This is a genomic window from Blautia sp. HA9023 (assembly GCF_056504095.1).
Map to the genome: position 1 here is coordinate 2,501 of NZ_JBWLUR010000001.1, position 21,979 is coordinate 24,479.

16 protein-coding genes, 1 tRNA gene, 1 rRNA gene and 2 pseudogenes (1 of these 20 only partly in view) are annotated in these 21,979 nt (G+C 46.1%); 15 read left to right on the forward strand and 5 right to left on the reverse strand.

Annotation, left to right across the window (positions count from 1 at the left end; all coding sequences use genetic code 11):
• Window positions 1–2,244 (forward strand): 23S ribosomal RNA (locus AC04Q6_RS00015) (it extends 644 nt beyond the left edge of the window).
• Between the two features lie 288 nt (window positions 2,245–2,532).
• Window positions 2,533–2,605 (forward strand) — tRNA-Asn (locus AC04Q6_RS00020).
• Between the two features lie 105 nt (window positions 2,606–2,710).
• On the opposite strand, the gene AC04Q6_RS00025 is transcribed toward AC04Q6_RS00020, so the two are convergent.
• Window positions 2,711–2,962 carry an RDAC family protein gene (locus tag AC04Q6_RS00025; protein WP_021977951.1) on the reverse strand — a complete coding sequence of 84 codons (252 nt, stop codon included), beginning with the start codon at window positions 2,960–2,962 and terminating at the stop codon, window positions 2,711–2,713.
• A 233-nt stretch (window positions 2,963–3,195) separates the two neighbouring features.
• Between AC04Q6_RS00025 and AC04Q6_RS00030 the strand changes: the two are divergent.
• The 7 genes and pseudogenes from AC04Q6_RS00030 to AC04Q6_RS00060 all read left to right on the forward strand — a co-directional run bounded on the left by AC04Q6_RS00030 (window position 3,196) and on the right by AC04Q6_RS00060 (window position 8,715).
• Window positions 3,196–3,780: pseudogene (locus AC04Q6_RS00030) on the forward strand (NUDIX hydrolase).
• Window positions 3,777–4,337, forward strand: coding sequence for a flavin reductase family protein (locus AC04Q6_RS00035; RefSeq protein WP_118071812.1), 561 nt, complete (start codon window positions 3,777–3,779; stop codon window positions 4,335–4,337). Before AC04Q6_RS00030 ends, AC04Q6_RS00035 begins: the two are co-directional and overlap by 4 nt.
• Window positions 4,338–4,796: 459 nt before the next feature.
• A pseudogene (locus AC04Q6_RS00040) lies at window positions 4,797–5,409 on the forward strand (sugar O-acetyltransferase).
• Window positions 5,410–5,602: 193 nt separating this feature from the next.
• Window positions 5,603–6,832 (forward strand): [FeFe] hydrogenase H-cluster maturation GTPase HydF, encoded by a 1,230-nt coding sequence (hydF, locus tag AC04Q6_RS00045; RefSeq protein ID WP_118071813.1) that lies wholly within the window; start codon window positions 5,603–5,605, stop codon window positions 6,830–6,832.
• Between the two features lie 211 nt (window positions 6,833–7,043).
• Window positions 7,044–7,670, forward strand: coding sequence for a TetR/AcrR family transcriptional regulator (locus AC04Q6_RS00050; protein ID WP_118071814.1), 627 nt, complete (start codon window positions 7,044–7,046; stop codon window positions 7,668–7,670).
• A gap of 19 nt (window positions 7,671–7,689) precedes the next feature.
• Complete coding sequence (locus tag AC04Q6_RS00055; protein ID WP_118071815.1) at window positions 7,690–7,902, forward strand: hypothetical protein; 213 nt, start codon at window positions 7,690–7,692, stop codon at window positions 7,900–7,902.
• 126 nt (window positions 7,903–8,028) lie between these two features.
• The gene (locus tag AC04Q6_RS00060) at window positions 8,029–8,715 is read left to right on the forward strand and encodes a hypothetical protein (RefSeq protein ID WP_118071816.1); all 687 of its coding nucleotides are present in this window, start codon (window positions 8,029–8,031) and stop codon (window positions 8,713–8,715) included.
• A gap of 77 nt (window positions 8,716–8,792) precedes the next feature.
• On the opposite strand, the gene AC04Q6_RS00065 is transcribed toward AC04Q6_RS00060, so the two are convergent.
• Together AC04Q6_RS00065 and AC04Q6_RS00070 are read right to left on the reverse strand one after the other, a co-directional pair.
• Entirely contained in the window at window positions 8,793–10,556 is a 1,764-nt protein-coding gene (locus AC04Q6_RS00065) for an ABC transporter ATP-binding protein (protein WP_021977960.1), read from the reverse strand.
• A complete protein-coding gene (locus AC04Q6_RS00070; RefSeq protein ID WP_021977961.1) occupies window positions 10,553–12,319 on the reverse strand; it encodes an ABC transporter ATP-binding protein in 1,767 nt (588 codons plus the stop codon). The genes AC04Q6_RS00065 and AC04Q6_RS00070 overlap by 4 nt, the downstream gene beginning before the upstream one ends.
• Window positions 12,320–12,626: 307 nt before the next feature.
• Here AC04Q6_RS00070 and AC04Q6_RS00075 point away from each other — a divergent pair, with 307 nt between their 5' ends.
• Both AC04Q6_RS00075 and AC04Q6_RS00080 read left to right on the forward strand, forming a co-directional pair.
• Entirely contained in the window at window positions 12,627–13,181 is a 555-nt protein-coding gene (locus AC04Q6_RS00075; protein ID WP_476389419.1) for a LysR family transcriptional regulator, read from the forward strand.
• A gap of 17 nt (window positions 13,182–13,198) precedes the next feature.
• The gene (locus tag AC04Q6_RS00080) at window positions 13,199–13,498 is read left to right on the forward strand and encodes a LysR substrate-binding domain-containing protein (RefSeq protein ID WP_476389487.1); all 300 of its coding nucleotides are present in this window, start codon (window positions 13,199–13,201) and stop codon (window positions 13,496–13,498) included.
• On the opposite strand, the gene AC04Q6_RS00085 is transcribed toward AC04Q6_RS00080, so the two are convergent.
• Window positions 13,488–15,647 carry a SulP family inorganic anion transporter gene (locus AC04Q6_RS00085; protein ID WP_118071818.1) on the reverse strand — a complete coding sequence of 720 codons (2,160 nt, stop codon included), beginning with the start codon at window positions 15,645–15,647 and terminating at the stop codon, window positions 13,488–13,490. The genes AC04Q6_RS00080 and AC04Q6_RS00085 overlap by 11 nt on opposite strands.
• Before the next feature lie 208 nt (window positions 15,648–15,855).
• Here AC04Q6_RS00085 and mnmA point away from each other — a divergent pair, with 208 nt between their 5' ends.
• Both mnmA and AC04Q6_RS00095 read left to right on the forward strand, forming a co-directional pair.
• Window positions 15,856–16,944: a tRNA 2-thiouridine(34) synthase MnmA gene (gene mnmA, locus AC04Q6_RS00090; RefSeq protein ID WP_476389420.1), complete on the forward strand. Its 1,089-nt coding sequence runs from the start codon at window positions 15,856–15,858 to the stop codon at window positions 16,942–16,944.
• A 259-nt stretch (window positions 16,945–17,203) separates the two neighbouring features.
• Window positions 17,204–18,511, forward strand: coding sequence for an O-acetylhomoserine aminocarboxypropyltransferase/cysteine synthase family protein (locus AC04Q6_RS00095; RefSeq protein WP_118071820.1), 1,308 nt, complete (start codon window positions 17,204–17,206; stop codon window positions 18,509–18,511).
• A gap of 176 nt (window positions 18,512–18,687) precedes the next feature.
• Here AC04Q6_RS00095 and AC04Q6_RS00100 read toward each other — a convergent pair whose 3' ends face one another.
• Window positions 18,688–19,539 (reverse strand): polysaccharide deacetylase family protein, encoded by an 852-nt coding sequence (locus AC04Q6_RS00100; protein WP_021976277.1) that lies wholly within the window; start codon window positions 19,537–19,539, stop codon window positions 18,688–18,690.
• 768 nt (window positions 19,540–20,307) lie between these two features.
• On the opposite strand from AC04Q6_RS00100, the gene eno reads away from it, so the two are divergent.
• Together eno and secG are read left to right on the forward strand one after the other, a co-directional pair.
• Window positions 20,308–21,657 (forward strand): phosphopyruvate hydratase, encoded by a 1,350-nt coding sequence (gene eno, locus AC04Q6_RS00105; protein WP_021976278.1) that lies wholly within the window; start codon window positions 20,308–20,310, stop codon window positions 21,655–21,657.
• Window positions 21,658–21,727: 70 nt separating this feature from the next.
• Window positions 21,728–21,961, forward strand: a complete 234-nt coding sequence (gene secG, locus AC04Q6_RS00110) for a preprotein translocase subunit SecG (RefSeq protein WP_021652956.1) — start codon at window positions 21,728–21,730, stop codon at window positions 21,959–21,961.
• Window positions 21,962–21,979: the final 18 nt, after the last annotated feature.

The following is a 21,979-nucleotide window of genomic DNA, read 5'->3' on the forward strand; positions in this document are numbered from 1 at the left end:
TCAAGGGATGGAGCCGAAGGGAAACCAAGTCTTAACAGGGCCAGAGTCAGTAGGAGTAGACCCGAAACCGGGTGATCTATCCATGTCCAGGTTGAAGCTGCCGTAAGAGGTAGTGGAGGACCGAACCCACATCCGTTGAAAAGGGTGGGGATGAGGTGTGGATAGGGGAGAAATTCCAATCGAACCCGGAGATAGCTGGTTCTCCTCGAAATAGCTTTAGGGCTAGCCTCGGTGTGAGTCTTGCGGAGGTAGAGCACTGAATTTCCTAGGGGGCGTCAAAGCCTACCGAAGAATATCAAACTCCGAATGCCGTGTAGATATCACCGGGAGTCAGACTGCACGAGATAAGTTGGGCGGTCAAAAGGGAAAGAGCCCAGACCTACAGTTAAGGTCCCAAAGTGCGCGTTAAGTGGAAAAGGATGTGGGATTTCGAAGACAACCAGGATGTTGGCTCAGAAGCAGCCATACATTCAAAGAGTGCGTAATAGCTCACTGGTCGAGAGGTCCTGCGCCGAAAATGTCCGGGGCTGAAACGCGCCACCGAAACTAAGGAATCCGTAAGGATTGGTAGAGGAGCATTGCATATGGGAAGAAGCAGTACCGTAAGGAGCTGTGGACTATATGGAAGAGAGAATGCCGGAATGAGTAGCGAGATAGAGGTGGGAATCCTCTAGGCCGAATATCCAAGGTTTCCAGGGTAAAGCTGATCTGCCCTGGGTGAGTCGGGACCTAAGGTGAGGGCGAGAGCCGTAGCCGATGGACAACAGGTTGATATTCCTGTACTGCAGTATAACAGAACTGTGGGGACACGTAAGGAGAGCGGGAGCCGGGAATGGAAAGCCCGGTACAAGCGAGGTACCAGTATGGTAGGAAAAACCGCCATGCAATGGGAAGACGTGATGTGGAGTGAAATATAGTAACGAAGCCCGTGAGCCATGCGTCAAGAAAAGCCGCTATTGTTTATATTGTACCCGTACCGTAAACCGACACAGGTGGATGAGGAGAGAATCCTAAGGCCGGCGGAAGAAGTATTGCCAAGGAACTCGGCAAAATGGCCCCGTAACTTAGGGAGAAGGGGTGCCTGCGAGAGCAGGCCGCAGAGAATAGGCTCAAGCAACTGTTTAGCAAAAACACAGGTCTATGCGAAACCGAAAGGTGAGGTATATGGGCTGACGCCTGCCCGGTGCTGGAAGGTTAAGAGGAGAGGTTAGACATACGTCGAAGCTTTGAATTTAAGCCCCAGTAAACGGCGGCCGTAACTATAACGGTCCTAAGGTAGCGAAATTCCTTGTCGGGTAAGTTCCGACCCGCACGAAAGGCGTAATGATTTGAGCGCTGTCTCGGCAATACATCCGGTGAAATTGAAGTGCCAGTGAAGATGCTGGCTACCCGCGCCAGGACGGAAAGACCCCATGGAGCTTTACTCCAGTTTGGCACTGGGGTCCGGTGTTGCATGTACAGGATAGGTGGGAGGCTGAGAGATAGTGACGTCAGTTGCTATGGAGCCGCTGTTGGGATACCACCCTTGTGATATTGGGCTTCTAACCAGCCGCCGTAATCCGGCGGTGGGACAATGCCAGGCGGGGAGTTTGACTGGGGCGGTCGCCTCCGAAAGGGTATCGGAGGCGCCCAAAGGTTCCCTCAGAATGGACGGAAACCATTCGAAGAGTGCAAAGGCAGAAGGGAGCTTGACTGCGACACCGACGGGTGGAGCAGGTACGAAAGTAGGGCTTAGTGATCCGGTGGTATTAAGTGGGAATGCCATCGCTCAACGGATAAAAGCTACCCTGGGGATAACAGGCTTATCACTCCCAAGAGTTCACATCGACGGAGTGGTTTGGCACCTCGATGTCGGCTCATCGCATCCTGGGGCTGTAGTAGGTCCCAAGGGTTGGGCTGTTCGCCCATTAAAGCGGTACGCGAGCTGGGTTCAGAACGTCGTGAGACAGTTCGGTCCCTATCCGGCGTGGGCGTAGGATATCTGAGAGGAGCTGTCCTTAGTACGAGAGGACCGGGATGGACGGACCGCTGGTGGACCGGTTGGCTTGCCAAAGCCATGGCCGGGTAGCCAAGTCTGGAAGGGATAAACGCTGAAGGCATCTAAGCGTGAAGCCCCCCTCAAGATGAGATATCCCATTCTTTAAGAAGTAAACCCCCTTGAAGACGACGAGGTAGATAGGGCAGAGGTGGAAGTGTGGTAACACATGGAGCTGACTGTTACTAATCGGGTGAGGGCTTGACCAACCAGCCGAGGAAGCGGGCAAGGCAGGTAAGGGTCATACGGGAGCAAGCTTGCTTGTGGACGTATGAGTATTAGCTGACTTGAACATTTGCGAAGCAAATGACATCGAACGACGGAGTCGTGAGATGACCCCCGCTGGAGTAGCCTAAAAGAACAGGCGATGCAGCTTTAGCTGCAAGCCCGTGAAAAAAGGCAAATCGGCACGCAGGTTAAAAATTGATTCAACAAAAATGATTAACCATCAACAAACACATGTATGTAGTTTTTAAGGTACAAACCTTAATAAATAATCCTCCTTAGCTCAGTCGGTAGAGCATGCGGCTGTTAACCGCAGTGTCGTTGGTTCGAGTCCAACAGGGGGAGTTTTTTTATGCCTGTAAACAGAGTGCTGTTTACAGGCATATTTATATTTTCACATAATATCTGTTTTAACTGAATCGGGCAAGTCTCCTGCGGGATGGCGAATCCTCAATCTGCAGACAAAATCCAGAAATTCAGTTTACTCTCATCATACTCGATCGAGGCTCTTTTTCCTGCAAAAAAATTCTCCAGAACCTGATACATTTCATCAAAATGTCCTTCACATGCACAATTCCCAAGCGGTTCGATCCAACAGGATTGTTTTCCACAAGCATCACGAAGATGAATGCGAAAATGAAGTCCCTGATCTTTAAGTAGTCCATTTAGTTCAATGATATCATTAAAAGAAATACAATACATAAAATCAACCTCCCGTCAAATAATTATTGTGGTTAGAAATATCATAGCAAAGAAAAGAAAAACAGGCAATACAGATGCCGGTTTTCCGACAACAGACTGGAAACTGTTTTCAAATCATGTTAAAATATATACTATAGTAAATTTTGTCAGTTCCCAGACATTTTGGTAATCAGATAAAAAATCATCTGATTCACTTAAGAATAATTATAAGAGAAAGAAGCAGACAGATAAGAATGGAAATATTTGATATCATAGATGAAAACGGAAATCCCACCGGAAAGACCGTAGAACGGAGCATTGCCCATGCAGAGGGAATCCGCCATCGCACTGCGCATATCTGGATCATCCGCCGGAAAAATGGAAGAACAGAGATCCTTCTTCAAAAAAGATCCAGAAACAAGGATTCTTTTCCAGGAAAATTTGATACTTCATCTGCAGGCCACATACAGGCAGGGGATGAACCGTTGGAATCAGCATTGCGGGAACTAAAGGAATAACTGGGGATACATGCAGTGCCAGAAGATCTGCAGTTTGCAGGAAAATTCCCGATATCTTTTGCCAAAGAATTTCATGGAAAAATGTTCCGGGATGAAGAGATTGCCTTTGTTTATATCTACGATCATCCGGTAGAGATCGATCGTCTTACACTTCAGAAAGAAGAAGTAGAAGAGGTACAGTGGTTTGATCTGGAAGAAACGTATCAGCAGTGCAGACAGCACAGAGATAAATTCTGTGTTCCATTAGGAGGCCTGCAGCTTGTGCGGGAATTCATAAAAAATAACAACAATAACGAATATAAAGGAGAGAAACAGTCATGAGAAAAGATTTTGGTGCAAAACCTTATACCTATCCACAGCCAGTATTAATGATCGCCACATATGGCGAGGATGGCAAACCGGACGTTATGAATGCTGCCTGGGGCGGAATCAGTGATGATAAGGAAATTTCCATCTGTGTCAGTGAGAGTCACAAAACAACCGAAAATATTCTGAAAAAAGGCACTTTCACAGTAAGCATGGCGGATGTGGATCATATGACAGCCTGCGATTATGTGGGAATTGTTTCCGGAAACAAAGAGCCGGATAAATTTGCAAAAGCCGGATTTACAGCAGAAAAGTCCGAAAAAGTAGATGCCCCCATCATCAAAGAGCTTCCCATCTGTGTAGAATGTAAACTGAAAAGCTACGACAAAGAAACCTGCCGTCTGGTTGGTGAGATCGTAAATGTCAGCGTGGACGAACGTGTTCTGGACAAAAACGGAAATGTAGATGTAGTAAAAGCTGCACCGATCACGTTTGATCCGTTTAACAACGCATATATCCGTCTTGGCGAAAAGGTGGGCGATGCTTTTAAAGCTGGAGCTGCATTGAAATAAATAATATTTATGGAAACAAAAAAGTCTCTTTAAGAAGAAAGGATTGAAAAACCTGCCTTTTGGAAGAGACTTTTTTTATAATATTCCAAACTCTTTAACCAAATCAAGTAGGTCCCCTGCGGGGTTGCGAAAAGCAATAAGCAGTGGGTGGGGACTTGCTTGTATCAGGAGGAGTGCAAGCTCCTCCTGATAAACTGCGGAGCAGTTATTTGGTGTAGAGCCACGTAGCGAAGCGGATTGCGAATATCCGCTTGACATGCCTGGAAAATCCCGTCCTGATCATTACTTTTTGTTATAAAAGAAACAGCAGATGAAGCTACAGATCATATATGAACATAACAGATTCACGAAAAAACTTCGGATTATTCAGAAATTTCATGCTTGTATGTAAATATACGATATGATAACATAATCCATATATTATTTTTTGTAAAAAACATACAAAAAGGAGGAGCTGCCATGCGCCCAATGAGAGAAAAAATGCATACAGGAGAATTATATCTCCCTAATGACGATGAAATCTTTCAGGATCAGATCAGGAAACTGGACAGGCTTTATGATTTCAATATGACACGCCCTACACAGCTGGATAAAAGAAATGCTGAAAGAGATGTTTGCGGAGATTGGTGAAGATTGTTATATCGAGCCACCGCTTCACGCCAATATGGCAGGTGCATATGTCCATTTTGGAAAAAATGTCTATGCCAACTTTAACCTGACACTGGTAGATGACGGTCATATTTATGTTGGCGATTATACCATGATCGGTCCAAATGTGACCATCGCAACTGCGGGGCACCCGATCTTACCGGAGCTTCGTGAAAAAGGATATCAGTATAATATGGAAGTTCATATCGGTAAGAACTGCTGGCTGGGATCTGGAGTTGTTGTGTTACCGGGAGTTACTATTGGTGATAATGTTGTAGTTGGGGCCGGAAGTATAGTAACGAAGGATCTGCCTTCCAATGTGGTTGCAGTCGGTAATCCATGCAGGGTGCTGAGAGAAATGAATGAGCGGGATAAAGAATATTATTTTAAAGACAGAAAAATTGATTATTCTGAGATCGTTTAACCAAATCAAGTAAGTCCCCTGCTTCAATTGCGAAAAGCAATAAGCAGAGGGCAGGAACAGAGGCGTAAGCTTTTGCACATCAACAGATAATGCCGGGAGCAAAGGTCGAATGATCTTATGAAATATGAAACAGGTGGATGAGAACAGGAATGGATGAGGACCTGTCTGATGCTGAAAGAAAAGAGGAAAAATTATGGGAATGAATGAAACACCGTCAGCAGACCGTGTACATATCGGTTTTTTTGGCAGAAGAAATGCAGGAAAATCCAGTATTGTAAATAAAGTGACAGGTCAGGAACTTGCTGTGGTTTCCGATGTTAAAGGAACTACCACGGATCCGGTGAGCAAGGCCATGGAGCTGCTTCCAATGGGACCGGTTGTAATTATTGATACGCCGGGTATTGATGATGAAGGACATCTTGGAGAACTTCGAGTCCGAAAGGCAAAACAGGTACTGAACCGTGTGGATGTGGCAGTTCTTGTTGTGGATGCTACCCTTGGAAAAACCAATGTGGATGAGGAGCTGATCCACATTTTTAAAGAAAAGGAAATTCCGTACCTGGTTGTATACAATAAATCCGACCTTCTTTCGGAAAATCAGAAAATAAATGCGGATTCTCCGGATCGGAATCAGGAACCCTTCATTTACGCCAGTGCGGCAACAGGTCAGAACATCTATGAACTGAAAGAAAAGATCGCATCTCTTGCAGTAACCGATGATCTGAAATTACGTCTGGTAGGAGATCTCCTGGAGCCGTCAGACTTTGCGGTTCTTGTAGTACCGATTGATAAAGCCGCGCCAAAAGGCCGCCTGATCCTTCCGCAGCAGCAGACCATCCGTGATGTGCTGGAAGCCGGAGCAGCAGCCATTGTCATCAAAGAAAACGAGCTTTCCAATACACTGAAAACCCTGGGCAAGAGCCCCAAAATTGTGATCACAGACAGCCAGGTTTTTGCAAAGGTCAGCAAAGAAACACCGAAGGATATCTGGCTCACTTCATTTTCAATTCTGTTTGCCAGATTTAAAGGAAATCTGAAAACAGCGGCAGCCGGTGCAGCAGCCATTGACCGACTGAAAGACGGAGATAAGATCCTGATCTCTGAGGGATGCACCCATCATAGACAGTGTGATGATATCGGAACAGTCAAGCTTCCACGCTGGATCCGAAATTATACGGGGAAAGATCTGGAATTTGAGTATTCCTCAGGAAGAGAGTTCCCGGAGGATGTAACGAAATACAGCCTGATCGTGCACTGTGGCGGATGTATGCTCAACGAGCGGGAAATGCGCTACCGTCAGAAATGCGCCCTGGACCAGGAAATCCCCATCACCAATTATGGAATTGCCATTGCTTACATGCAGGGAATCCTGAAACGATGTGTGGAAATGTTCCCGGATGTAAGAAAAGAGCTGGATGTTTAAAGATATTTTGAATTTATGAAGCAGCTGTTTTTTGCACAGAATTTATTTTCTGTGCAGAGAGCAGCTGCTTTTTGCATACTCATTTATAAAGCAGAAAAAATTTTGAAAAAAGATAGTTTAATTTAACTCAACTGATTGGCAAACAAAGAAAGTTATTTTAAAATAACATTGTTATTAAATAACGGCGTTATTGAATAAAGGAGACAAACATATGAGACCTGTAAATGAGAAACTGGCGGCAGATCTTCTGGAAGCGGGAAAGCAGGAATTTCTGGAAAAAGGTTTTCAGGGAGCTTCCATGCGCGGGATTGCATCCAGACTGTCTGTGACAACCGGTGCACTGTACCGCTATTACACAGACAAGGAATCTCTCTTTGATGTACTGGTAGAAGAACCGGCCAGAGTACTGGAGGAGAGATACCGTGCTATCCAGAAGGGATTTGCAGACCAGCCGGTGGATGCCCAGGTCCAGACACTTCCGGAGGTGTCTGACGAAGGCTATTCCTGGATGGTGGAATACATTTATGATCATTTTGATGCATTTAAGCTGATCGTATGCTGTTCCACAGGAACCCGCTATGAACACTATCTGGATGTCCTCACGGAGATTGAAGTCAATTCCAGTATTGTCCTTATGGAAAAAATGAAAGCAGCGGGTTATCATCTGGAAGAACTGGATGAAAATCTGATCCACATGGTAGCAAGCAGCATGTTTAACGGCATGTTTGAGACAGTACGCCACGACATGCCCAGGGAAAAAGCCAATTCCTACATGAACAGCCTGCGGGAATTTTATTCTGCCGGATGGTTCCGGCTGCTGGGGATCCGTGGATCATGAAAAAAAGGAGTTGATACATATGGAAAAAAAAGAACCTTCTCCGATATCGGTAGTATGGGGATGGGCAGAAAAATATCACAGTAAATTTTATGGCTCTGTAGTTCTGGCTGTACTTGGTGTGGCAGGAACCATGCTGGCTTATTTCAGCATTGCGGCAATGATCCGCATCCTTCTGGAAAACGGGGATTTCAGTCAGTGCCTGCCATGGTGCGGATTTCTCCTGATCGGTTAATAAGGGGTATTGCCGGCGGTTCTTAGCGACTGCCGGCAATACACGTTCAGAAGATGTTTACAATTCCGAAAGAAAGTGCTATAGTACTAGAGTTTGTATTTTTAAAATATAGAGGAGTTATAAACAATGATCGACCAGGCACTTGCACAGGCTCTGCAAAAAGAAATTCCCATACTTACAGCCCAGATCCGCAGCCTTTATGCGGAATTTGATAAAAAATTTCATCTCAATGGAGCGAAGATTCCCATTACCTTTGGTATGGAGCCAGATCTTCTGGGATCCTATACAAGAGGCAGTTACCACGAAAAAGAGCATTTTCATTTTTCCCTGCTGTTTATCGGCTACGCGGTAAAAAATCCTCTGAAAAAAGAGGATAGGCTGGACCTTTACAAACATGAATATGCCCATTATATGCAGCATAATTTTCACATTCCCCAAGAGTATCAGTGGCAGCACGGAACCCACGGAAGTGCCTGGAAATACTGCTGTTCCCTGACCGGCGCGGCGCCAACGCCATATTATAAGGCAGGGGAAGCCCTGATGAAACATGACTATGAGAAAAAACTCCGAAGCCCGATCCATGACCGGACAGTAACAGTACGGGATACTTACCGGAGAAAACAGCAGCATGAAAATACCCGGAACAGCATTGTGCGCTACGAGATCGGAGAGGATGTGAGCCATCCGAAATTCGGAACCGGAAACATTGAACATGTGGAGCAGCTTCCAGGCTCAGTAAGGCTTCATATCCGGTTTGGAGAAGAATTGAAAGTGATCGATCAGAAGTGGCTTCTCCGGTCAAAATATAAATAGAACAAAATGGTATAAAAAAATCTCCGGCACAGAAAAACTGTGATCCGGAGATTTTTGAATTTTATAAATTCGATATTTTATTCAGAAACTTTCACAAACTGGCTGTTATAAAGATTCTGATAGAATCCGCCTTTTGCCATAAGTTCCTCATGATTTCCCTGCTCAATGATGCTTCCGTCTTTCATGACAAGGATCTCATCCGCATTACGGATAGTAGAGAGACGGTGGGCAACAATGAAGCTTGTTCTGCCCTGCATCATCCGGTCGAAGGCTTCCTGGATCAGTATTTCAGTACGGGTATCAATGCTGGAGGTTGCCTCGTCAAGGATCAGCATCGGTGGCAGGCACAACATGACACGGGTGATACAGAGAAGCTGTTTCTGTCCCTGGCTTAAGCTGTCTTCATAGAGAATGGTATCCAGGCCATTTGGAAGACGGCGGATAAATTCCCAGCTGTGGGACATTTTTGCTGCCTGGATCACTTCCTCATCCGAAGCATCCGGTTTTCCGATACAGATGTTGTCGCGGACAGTTCCATGTTTGATCCAGGTATCCTGGAGAACCATGCCATAGCTTCCGCGGAGGGTATGTCTGGAAACTTCGGTGATCGGTTTTCCGTCTACGGAGATACTTCCGCCGGTGACGTCGTAGAAACGCATTAGCAGGTTGATAAAAGTTGTCTTACCACAGCCGGTGGGACCTACGATGGCGATTCGTCGGCCAGGCTCTGTGTGAAGGTTAAATCCTTCAATGAGAGGTTTGTCCTCTTCGTAGCGGAAAGAAACATTCTGGATATCTACGGCACCTTTTACATCATCAAGAGTTCCGGACGGGTCCGGGCTTTCCGGTTCTTCTTCCAGAAGGTCAAAGATCCTGGTAGCGCAGGCCAGAGCGTTCTGAAGCTCTGTAATCACAGAGCTGATATCATTAAATGGTTTCATGTACTGGTTAGCATAGGCCAACAGGACGGAAAGCCCACCTACTGTCAGATGACCGCCCGGGATCAGGAATGCACCTACAAGAGCTACACCTGCATAGATGATGTTGTTGACACATCGTGTGGACGGGTTGGTGAGACTGCTGTAAAAAACAGCTTTCTGGCTGGCATTTCGAAGCTCCTCGTTGATCGAAGCGAAACGCTCCGAAGAACGGTTCTCATAGCCAAATGCCTGAACCACTTTCTGATTTCCGATCATTTCCTCGATCAGTGCAGTCTGACGTCCACGGGCATCACTCTGTGCACGGAACATCTGGAAGGAATGGGAGGAGATGAATTTTGCCACAAAAAAGCTCACCGGTGTCAGGGCAATGACCATCAGTGTGATCCACACGTTTTTGGAAAACATGAAGATCAAAGTTCCGATGATGGTGATGATACCGGAAAACAGCTGTGTAAATCCAAGGAGCATACCATCGGAAAGAATATCTGTATCCGCAATGACACGGCTGATGATATCACCGGTGCTGTGTCCGTCCAGGTAGGACAGCGGAAGTTTCTGGATATGGCGGATGGATTTCGCACGGATATCCTGTACTGTGCGGTAGGTCATGCGGTTATTGATAATGCTCATGACCCAGGTGGCAATACCGGAAAGCACGATCATGACAAGAATACGGGAAAGATAGAATCCCATTCTGCCAAAATCAACTTCATGGTCAGCAACCACCTCATCAATGGCATAGCCGAAAAGTACGGGAACATACAGCTGCAAAATTACGGTAACTGCGGCAAGGATTACACTTAAGACAAGAAGGAAACGGTATTTTCCGATAAAGCGGAGCACCTTGAAGAAGGTTGCCATGCTGTTTTTGTTCTGGGATTTTTTGTATGTTTTACTCATGCCAGGACCTCCTTTCCGGTTGCTTTTTCATATTTGATCCGTTCTTCCGGGAACTGTGAGAAAAAGATCTCACGGTAAGTTTCACAGGTGGAAACAAGCTCCTGGTGGGTTCCTTTTCCGGCGAGCTGGCCGTCGTCCAGTACCAGGATCAGATCGGCCTGACGGATACTGGCTGCTCTCTGGGATACCAGGAAAGTGGTGGTGTTTCCGCCAAGCTGGTGGAGAGATTTCCGAAGTGCCGCATCTGTGGCAAAGTCAAGAGCACTGGCACTGTCGTCCAGGATCAGGATCTCCGGCTTTTTCACAAGGGCGCGGGCAATGGTAAGTCTCTGGCGCTGGCCACCGGAAAGGTTCCGGCCGTTCTGTTCCAGCTTAAAATCCAGCTGGCCATCTTTTTTCTCCACGATCTCACGGGCCTGGGCAGTGGTAAGAGCCTCCCACATTTCCTCATCTGTGGCGTCTTCCCGTCCCCAGCTTAAGTTCTCGCGGATGGTTCCCTGAAAAAGTGCTGCCTTCTGAGGAACCACGCCGATTTTTTCCCGGAGCTCATTCTGAGAATAGGTCTGTACATTCTGGCCGTCCAGGGTAACGGTTCCGGAACTTGCGTCATAGAAACGTGCGATCAGATCCACAAGGGTGGACTTACCGCTTCCGGTACCGCCAATGATTCCAATGGTAGAGCCTTTTTTTGCGGAAAAAGTGATGTCCGAAAGGCTGGGTGCGCCGGTTCCTGCATAGGAGAAGGTCACATGGTCAAAAGCAACGGCACAGTCGTTCTTTGCAGCTGCCGGTGCGGAAGTTTTCTCCGGGTAAGTCATGGTGGAATCTACTTTCAGGATTCCGGCAACACGGTCTGCACAGGCCATGGATTTGTTCAGGGTGATGATCAGGGAAGCAAGTTTGATCAGCTCCACGATCATCTGTGCCATGTAGTTGTAAAGGGCAACGACTTCACCCTGTTGCATGTTTCCAAGATTGACCTGTACGCCTGCAGTCTGGATCAGGATCACGGTTGCGATATTGATCAGTACATAGGTGGCCGGATTTAAAAGTGCGGAGATTTTTCCTACAAACTCATTCAGCTTTGTGAGAGCAAGGTTACTTTCGTCAAACTCCGCAACTGCGTGATCTTCCCGGCAGAATGCACGGATCACACGGACACCGGTCAGGTTTTCTCTGGTAAGGCGTGTGACAGTATCCAGGCGTCCCTGTACTTTTTTGAAAAGAGGGATACTTAAGAACATGATCACAAAGACAACCAGGAACAGGATCGGGATGGCAACTACGAAGATCAGCGCACAGCGCACGTTGATAGTAAAGGCCATCACCATGGCACCGAAAACAATAAACGGGCTTCGAAGAAGAAGACGAAGGCCCATATTTACACCATTCTGTACCTGGTTTACGTCATCGGTCAGACGGGTGATCAGGGTATCGGTTCCAAGGGTATCCAGCTCTGTATAGGAAAGCTTCTGGATATGGTCAAAAACTGCCTGACGTACTTCTGTGGCAAAACCTACGCTGGCTTTTGCTGCAAAAAACTGGGCTGTGATGCTGACTGCCAGTCCTGCGGCTGCCATCAGTATCAGGATAAAGAATTTCTGTACGATGTAGCCGTGATCGTTATGGGCAATACCCACATCAATGATCTGGGCGATGACGATAGGCACCAGCAGGTCAAACACAACTTCCAGAAACTTGAAAAAAGGAGCCAGAATGCTTTCTTTTTTGTAGTTTCGAAGATATTTTGCGAGTGTTCGCATTTCTTTTTCTTTCCTCCATTTCCTTTTTATTACAATAAACCTCTGTTATTATACTCCCTTAGGGATGATACGTATAATATTGTTTTTAATGTATTATAATATAAAAATTATATTGAAGAAAACGTGAGTTTATGGGAAGATGATCATAGTATCTGCAAAAATGAAAAAATCATTAGTATGCAGTACAGAAGAATATAGATTGCGAATATCCGCTTGACACAAAGACAGAGAGTGTTTGATGCGGATCATCCGGGAACGGAATGCGGAAATTACAGAAATTATTATATGCAATTAAAAGGAGAAGGATATGGAGATCAGACAGTTGGAATATTTTCATGAGATTGCGGCAACGGGAAGTATCCATGAAGCTGCAAGAAGACTGAATATGTCCCAGCCGCCCTTAAGCTACCAGATCAAACAGCTGGAAGCAGAGCTGAATGTGAAGCTTTTTGAGCGGACCAGGGCAGGGGTGACACTGACAGAAGCGGGAAAGCTTCTTTATGACAGGACGGAGAATATTTTAAATTATGTCCGTTCCACAGAGCTGGAAGTATCCAAGGCAGGGAAAAAGCAGGTCTTACGTATCGGGATCACGCCCACCACAGTAACCACCATTATGCCTTATATTTCCAGATTTTCCAGGGAAAATTCCGATGTAAACTTTGAGGTGCGGGATGCCATTACCTTCACACTTCTGAACTATCTTATGGATGGGATCATTGATGTCTCTGTGGTGCGGACACCTATCAAGCTGGAGGGATTAAATTATCTGGAGCTTTCGGAAGAACCCATGATCGCGGTTCTTCCTCCGGCATTCCCGGAAAACGGAACAAAAAAGAGGGCATCAGCCTTAAGAAACTGACCGGACGCCCTCTTATTATTTACCGGCGATATGAAGAATTTCTGATGAAAGCCTTTGGAGAAAAAAATCTCCAACCGGATATTTTCTGTGTCTGCGACGATCCCAGAGATGCTATGCTCTGGGTGCAGGAAGGCCTTGCCACTGCCGTTTTTCCAAGATCCATGGAAGACCTCTGTACAGATCTTCCGATCCGGATCATCGAAGAAGAGAAGCTTACGACTAGGATCCTTCTTGCCTGGAAAAAAGACCGCAGGCCTTCCGCTGTAATGCAGGAGTTTATCAATATCTGTGAGGAATATAAAGAAATCAGTCTTTGAGATGTTCCTCTTTCCAGTGTTTCCACTTCTGAACGGCTTCCGGATTCTGTTTCTCCAGCCGTTCTTCCAGTTTCTTTCTGCGCTGTTCCAGCCGTTCCAGAACTTCCGGGTGTTCGGCCAGGATCTTTTCTTTCAGTTTGCCACGGCGTTTTTCCAGAAGCTGAAGGATCAGTCTCCGGTCGGAAGTCAGCTCTTCCGGCAGTTCGTCCATATGTAACTCGATCCTTCGGAGAAGTTCATCTTCATCCAGAAGCCCCAGGCCATGCCAGTTATCCAGAAGTTCTTCCAGACCTTCTTCGGAGAGACGTTCAATATCCGGGATCTGATGTAACTGTTCGATAATGTGATGGACAGATTCCTCGATCTCTTTTACCGCATCATCTCCGAAAGCCCAGGCAAACTCTTCCAGGGTATCTTCTTCCTCTGCCGGGAGAAAGGCGATGCTGCGGCGGAGAAGTTTTGCCTCGTCCTCCTTTGGAACATCCAGTTCATAAGGAGCTTCGATCCCTGCGTCATGTAAGGCGGCAAGAATGGTACGGCGGACCATACCGTCCTTGATCATATGGCCGATGCCGAACTGACGCAGCTGGTCATTGATCTGAGTGGAATGTTCAGTGAGGTAAAAACGGATCCCTCGTTTTTTCAGGCTTGCAGAGATGGCATCCAGACGGTCGGCAGCAGTAACGTCAATGCTGTTAATGGCACTGGCATCTACGATCACCACTTTTGTATCTTTCTGGATGCTGTTTTCAATATCCTCCTGAAAGATCTTTACATTTGCGAAAAACAGGTTCTCACTGAAACGGTAGATGACAACGCCTTTGATGGGATAGGCGTAACGGTTTCTGGAAAGATCAAAATAAACATCTCTGCCCGGGATCATGCCACGGAAAGAGCGTGGCGGGTTGGTAGCTTTCAGGATCACAGCTACGAAAGAGAGCAGGATGCCGATGATAACGCCATAGATGGTTCCAAGGCAGAGCACGCTGAAACCGGCAGCCATAAAAATGTAAAATTCTGTGCGGCTCACCTTGAAAAGACGTACAGCCAGATGGGTTTCCACCACATCCATCAGAGCAGAGATCACAATGGCTGTCAACACAGGAACCGGAAGATATCCGATAAATCCGGTGCCAAAAAGAAGGATCAGAGCCATGGTGATCCCGGCAGTGATGGAAACTGCCTGAGATTTTCCTCCGTACTGTTCATTGAGAGAGGTACGGGAAATACTGCCGTTTACCGGGCAGCATCCAACAGCGGCAGCCGCAATGTTTCCCGCTGCACAGGACAGGATCTCCTGACGGTCGTTCAGCTTGTAGTCATTGCGAAAGGCGAAAGTGTTTTCTGCAAGAAGGGTTTCCGCCATAATGACAACGGCAACCATAAGGCCGCGGCCTGCTGCCTGGGTCAGATCAACATTTCCGAAATCCGGGATCACCAGGGAAGGAAGGCCACGTTCTACAGACTGCAAAAGCACAACGCCCTTTTCATCCACATGAAAAACAACGGTGGAGAGAACACCCAGGGCCATGATCGCGATGGCCATGGGGAATTTCGGCGCCAGTTTTTTGAATATGCGGATCAGTATCAGCGCACCAAGTCCCATGCAGAGGGAAAGCCAGCTGATATTTTTTGCGGCAGCGAAGATATGCTCTGCCAGCTCCAGAAGTTCACCGGAACCTGCCGGGCTTCCCATCAGTTTCGGGATCTGCATCAGGATGATGGTGACTGCGATACCGCTGATAAAACCACCCATTACCGGTGTGGAGATGAAATCCACGATCTTATCCGCATGGAGCAGGAAGAACACAAACAGCCACAGGCCTGCAAAAAGTGCAATGGCAGGGACATAATCCATGGCGGTTTCCGATTCCGCGGCAATGCCAAGGGTAGACAGTGCGCCGCCTACAATGGCAGCAGGTGCCGCGTCAACTCCGAAGATAAACTGCCTTGAAGTGGAAAAGAGCGCAAACAGCAGGATCGGCAGAACAGAACCATACAGTCCGTATACCGCCGGAATTCCGGAAATCTGGGCATATCCCATGGAGATAGGAATGGAAACTGCGGCGATGATGATACCGGAAAAAATATCTTTGAGAAGGTATTCTTTCCGGTATCCCCGCAGCGTGGAAAACAGGGAAAGCTTCATATAGTCACATCCTTTTCTGAAAAATATTTTCTATTATATACCAAAGAGAGCCTGCGGGAAAGAAGCAAAGCAAAGGTTCCGGGTGAAAAATCGTGGACAAAGGATATCTGCCATATTATAATAAATGCGAAATTACAGCTGTGTGGGATGAGAAATCCCGTACTTTTGCTGTGTGAAAAAAGATCATCAATGAAAGGTTAAGATATAAATGAAAAAAGCGATCATAGCAATGAGCGGCGGTGTGGACAGCTCCGTGGCAGCTCTTTTGACAAAGGAATCCGGTGACGAGTGCATCGGTGCAACCATGAAACTTTACAACAACGAGGATATCGGTGTCCATAGGGAAAAGACCTGCTGTTCCCTGGACGATGTGGAGGATGCCAGAAGCGTGGCTTATCAGATGGATATGCCTTACTACGTATTTAACTTTACCGCAGATTTCCATACAGAAGTTATGGATCGTTTTGTGGAGGCTTACGAAAACGGCTGCACACCCAATCCATGTATCGACTGCAACCGTTATCTGAAATTTGACAAAATGTTCCACCGTATGCAGGAGATCGGCTACGATTATATTGTAACCGGACATTACGCAAGAGTGGAGTACGATGAGAACAGAGGCCGCTATCTTCTGAAAAAAGCAGTGGACGACACCAAGGATCAGTCCTATGTGCTCTATATGCTGACCCAGGAACAGCTGGCATATGTAAAACTTCCTCTTGGAGGCCTTCGGAAAGATCAGGTCCGTGTGATTGCCGAAGAGCATGGTTTTATCAATGCCAGAAAACATGACAGCCAGGATATCTGTTTTGTGCCGGATGGCGACTATGCGAAATTTATCGAGAAATATACAGGCAAAAAAACACCGGAAGGTGATTTTGTAGATAAAGAAGGAAACTATATCGGACGCCATAAAGGAATCATCCATTATACCATCGGCCAGCGCCGTGGCCTTGGTATTCCGGCAGCCAGCCGTCTTTATGTCTGCGAGATCTCCCCGAAAACCAATACGGTTGTTCTCGGTGACAACGCAGATCTTTTCAGCAGTGAGCTGGAGGCAGACAGTGTAAACCTGATCTCCGTGGATAATTTAAGTGAGCCGAAGAGAGTGACCGCCAAGATCCGTTACCGTCATAAAGAGCAGCCAGCCACTGCATGGCAGACACCGGATGGCATCCTTCATGTGAAGTTTGATGAACCGCAGAGAGCGATCACAAAAGGCCAGGCTGTGGTAATGTATGACGGAGCCGAAGTTGTAGGTGGTGGCGTTATAAACAAAATCTATAGCCAGTCATAAATAAAGGTGAGAACCTAAAACGATAAAACCCATTGACATACTAGGAAAAGGGTGATATGATTGCATCATCAAAAAACGGAGCACACAAAACAAGGTGAGCAACGTGATGATCAGGAGGAAATCATGAAGATTTTACAGAAGTCAACCAGGGTGTTTATCGAAGAGAAGCGAATGTGTTGTTGTCGCTGATAAGCAGATGATCATGAAGAATTAATACACTATATCGAATATAAAGAATAAAAGAAAAGAGGACAAACACATGAGCAAAATTACAAGAGATCAGAGAAAATTCAAATTTGAGACATTACAGCTTCACGTAGGACAGGAAACACCGGATCCGGTTACCGATGCAAGAGCAGTACCGATCTACCAGACATCTTCCTATGTATTCCGCAACTGCGATCATGCAGCAGCACGTTTCGGACTTGCAGATGCAGGTAATATTTACGGACGTCTTACAAACCCGACAGAAGATATTTTTGAGAAGAGAATCGCAGCACTGGAAGGTGGTTCCGCAGCACTTGCTGTAGCATCCGGTGCAGCAGCTATCACTTATACGATCGAGAACCTTGCACAGCAGGGTGACCATATCGTAGCAGCAAAGAACATCTACGGCGGAACAACAAACCTTCTGGAGCACACACTTCCGTCATACGGAATCACAACAACATTTGTTGATGTATTCAACCTTGAGGAAGTAGAAAATGCGATCCAGGAAAACACAAAAGCTGTTTACATCGAGACTCTTGGAAACCCGAACTCCGATGTTGTAGATATCGAGTCTCTTGCAAACATCGCTCACAAACATAAAATCCCGCTTGTTGTAGATAACACATTTGCAACACCTTACCTTGTAAGACCGATCGAGTATGGTGCAGATATCGTTGTTCATTCTGCAACAAAATTCATCGGCGGTCATGGAACCACAATCGGTGGAGTGATCGTAGAGAGTGGTAAGTTCGACTGGGAGGCATCCGGCAAATTTGCATCTCTTACAGAGCCAAACCCAAGCTACCATGGTGTAAGCTTCACAAAAGCTTGCGGACCAGCAGCATTTGTTACAAAGATCCGTGCAATCCTTCTCCGTGACACAGGAGCAACCATTTCTCCAGTAAGCTCCTTCATCTTCCTTCAGGGACTTGAGACACTGTCTCTCCGTGTAGAGCGTCATGTTGAGAATGCACTGAAAGTTGTACAGTACCTGAACAACCATCCGCAGGTAGAGAAAGTTCATCATCCGTCTGTATCCACAGATCCAAGCCAGCAGGAACTTTACAAGAAATACTTCCCGAACGGCGGTGGTTCCATCTTTACATTCGAGATCAAGGGAGACGCACAGAAGGCAAAAGATTTCATCGACAACCTTGAGCTGTTCTCACTTCTTGCAAACGTTGCAGATGTAAAATCTCTGGTTATCCATCCGGCTACTACAACACACAGCCAGTGCACAGAGGAAGAGCTTCTTGATCAGGGAATCAAACCAAACACAATCCGTCTTTCTATCGGAACTGAGAATATCGATGATATTATCCAGGATCTTGATGAGGCATTCAAAGCAGTTCAGTAAATAAGACAATTAAATAAGAAGAACACCTTCTAAATCAATAGCACAGAAAAATCTGCTCCGGGACGTATGAGAATATAGTTCCGGGGCAGATTTTTTATACGTTTATCTGGAAGATCCAGAAGCTGGAAGATCAGTGCTTGTGGTACTGAGGATGCACAGGGTATGTGCGATTTTTTTCAGGCGGCTTCTACAAGTTCTTCCAACGTTCCGAAAGTGTATCCCATCTCTTCCCATTTCGTCAGCAGTTCATCCAGGATGGAAGCGTTTGTAGAGGAAGTGCTGTGCAGCAGTACAATAGCGCCCGGATGGATCCGCCCCAGAAGTTTTTCAAAGGCTTCTTCTTTTGAGGGCTGTTTATCCTGATACCAGTCCACATAAGCCAGGCTCCAGAAAAACGTGTGATATCCCAGATCTTTTGCCATCTGGAGGTTTTCTGTACTGTAGATCCCCTGTGGCGGACGGTAAAATTTTGTCATTTCTTTTCCAGTTGCTTCTTTATAAAGAGCCTCCACATCTTCCAGCTGTTTCTGAAAAGCCTCTTTTGTGGAGATGCCGGACATATCCGGGTGGGTCATGGTGTGATTGCCAACGGTATGGCCTGCATCCACAATTTCCCGGATCAGTTCCGGTTTTTCCCGGATCAGAGTTCCCACAACAAAAAATGTGGCATGTACGTGATGTTTATGTAAGGCATCCAGAATGGCAGGTGTGTTTCCATTATCATAGCCTGCGTCGAAAGTGAGATATATTTTTTTCTCATCAGTATCATCTGCGTACCAGGCATTGTATTTTTTCAGTTCCTCTATGGAAGCATTTCCTGTAGGCCGTGTGCCCTTCTCCTGAAAACCAAGCCCCCAGTTTTCACTCTGAGAGGACAAAGAGGCAGAAGAGGGCTGGCTTTTTTTCATAAAATTCTGGTCGGATCGTGATCCGGAAGAAAAATGGGAAGAGATCTTTCCCACAAGACTGCCAAAAGCAAAAGCCATGACAAAGCAAAAGATAAGACGGTAGATATGTTTTCGTTTCATGGTAACCTCGGAGAAAATGGAGTTATTAATATGCTTATGAACGTACAGAGGAAGATATGAATATAGATGATAATGAGACTATGTTCAGCAAAATATGATGGATGAGAACATAAATGTACATTTAGCGGAAAAGTTTTGTGATGGAATGATCTTTATAAAAATGGGATGGTCAACCAGAGAAAAATATGTAGTCATGCAGATTGTAAAAAAGTAGGATATTCAGGAGAGACAGGACAAAAATAGGCAAAAAATAAGAGTCATCAGCGATTCATTTCTTCTGCCGATGACTCTTTCAATTTTCATTATCCAATGGAATATACCTCTCATTTCTTAGATTTAAAACTTATACGGAATTAAAATTTACGTTCTCGGTGGTCCGTACCTCCTTGTTTTAATTATGATGGGAAATCTTTAAATCTTCTGGTGGACTGTACCTCTCTTTCTTAGATTATGGGAAGTAAGTTATGTTTTCGGTGGGTTCACGCTCCTTTTTGATTTGTTTTTTTGTTTTCCGTTTGTTTTATTTGATGGTTATACTATAACAGATAAAAACGATATTGTCAACACTAAATTTGAAAAATAATAAAAATAAATTAAAAGAGAAGAATAACTAAAATAAAATATCTGAAATATTCAGATAATATTGACGCCGGAGAATACGTATAGACCAAAACCTTTTCGGACAAGCTACCCTTATGAACATAAGAAGAGAACAAAAAAGCGCAGGAGATCATAAACAGTATTATTATTTTCAAGGAGGGAAAACTTATGCTACGTTATCTGCCTGTTCGAAAAGTTCACGCTAGACAGGTCCTGGATTCCAGGGGGAATCCTACGGTGGAAGCGGAAGTAACAGTAGGAGAAGGAATCATAGGGATCAACGGATTTACGGGAAGAGCCATGGTGCCGTCCGGAGCATCCACGGGGAAATTTGAGGCTGTGGAGCTGCGGGACGGAAACCGTGAGGAATATCTGGGCCAGAGTGTGAAAAAAGCGGTGGAGAACATCAATACCCGTCTGGCGGATGCCATCATCGGAGAAAATGCCCTGAACCAGGCATGGATCGATCATCTTCTGATCGAAACGGACGGAACGGAAAACAAAAGCAGTGCAGGAGCCAATGCCACACTGGCAGTATCCCTGGCAACGGCCCGTGCTGCAGCCGGTGCACTCCGGCTTCCTCTTTATCAGTACCTTGGAGGTTGTCATACCATGCAGCTTCCGGTGCCGATGATGAATATTTTAAATGGGGGAAAGCATGCGGACAACACCGTAGATCTTCAGGAATTTATGATCATGCCAACCGGGGCAGGGTGTCTGGAAAAAGGTATCCGTATGTGTGCGGAAGTTTACCAGCACTTAAAGCTCCTTCTCCGGGAAAAAGGACTTTCCACAGCAGTTGGTGATGAAGGAGGCTTTGCCCCGGATCTTCCGGATTCAGAGGAAGTGCTGACCCTGATCGTCCATGCAGTGGAAAAAGCAGGATACAAACCTGGTGAAGAGATCACCATTGCCATCGATGCAGCCTCCAGTGAACTTTATGATGAGGAAAAAGGCGTGTACTTTTTCCCAGGGGAGAGCCGCATGAAAGGGGAAAAGATCTACCGGGATGCCAGGGAGATGACAGAGTACTACGAGAAACTGGTGGGAAAATTTCCCATTGTTTCCATTGAGGATGGGCTCTGGGAGGATGACTGGGAAGGCTGGAAATACCTGACGGAACATCTGGGAAAAAAGGTCCAGCTTGTGGGAGATGATCTGTTTGTCACCAATATCAAACGTCTGCGCTGCGGTATTCAGCTTGAAGTCGCCAATGCCATCCTCATCAAGGTAAATCAGATCGGAACCCTCACGGAAACCCTGGATGCAGTGGAGATGGCCCAGCATGCGGGATATCGCGCGGTGATCTCCCACAGATCCGGCGAGACCGAGGATTCCTTTATCGCAGATCTGGCGGTAGCTTGCGGAGCCGGACAGATCAAAACAGGTGCGCCCTGCCGTTCGGACCGGAATGCCAAGTATAATCAGCTTCTGCGGATCCATGAACAGCTTGGGACCCTTGGAAGATATGCCGATCCTTTTGCAAAAAGATCTCAGAAAAAGCCCTGCATAAAATAAACGGAAAATGGTTGAAATCCCGGTTTAGCTATGGTAAAATAACCTCTAGTTGATTAGGAGGTGTAACCGCGTGAACATTTTGAAGATTATTCTGACTGTAATTTATGCAATAGATTGTATCGCTCTGACTGTTGTCGTACTGATGCAGGAGGGCAAGCAGCAGGGTCTTGGCTCTATCGCCGGAGTAGCTGATACTTACTGGGGTAAGAATAAGGGCCGTTCCATGGAAGGTGGTCTCGTAAGAGGTACCATTATCATGGGAGTTATTTTCTTTGTACTGTCAATCGTACTGAACATTATCTGATCTGCCAGGAGCAGAACA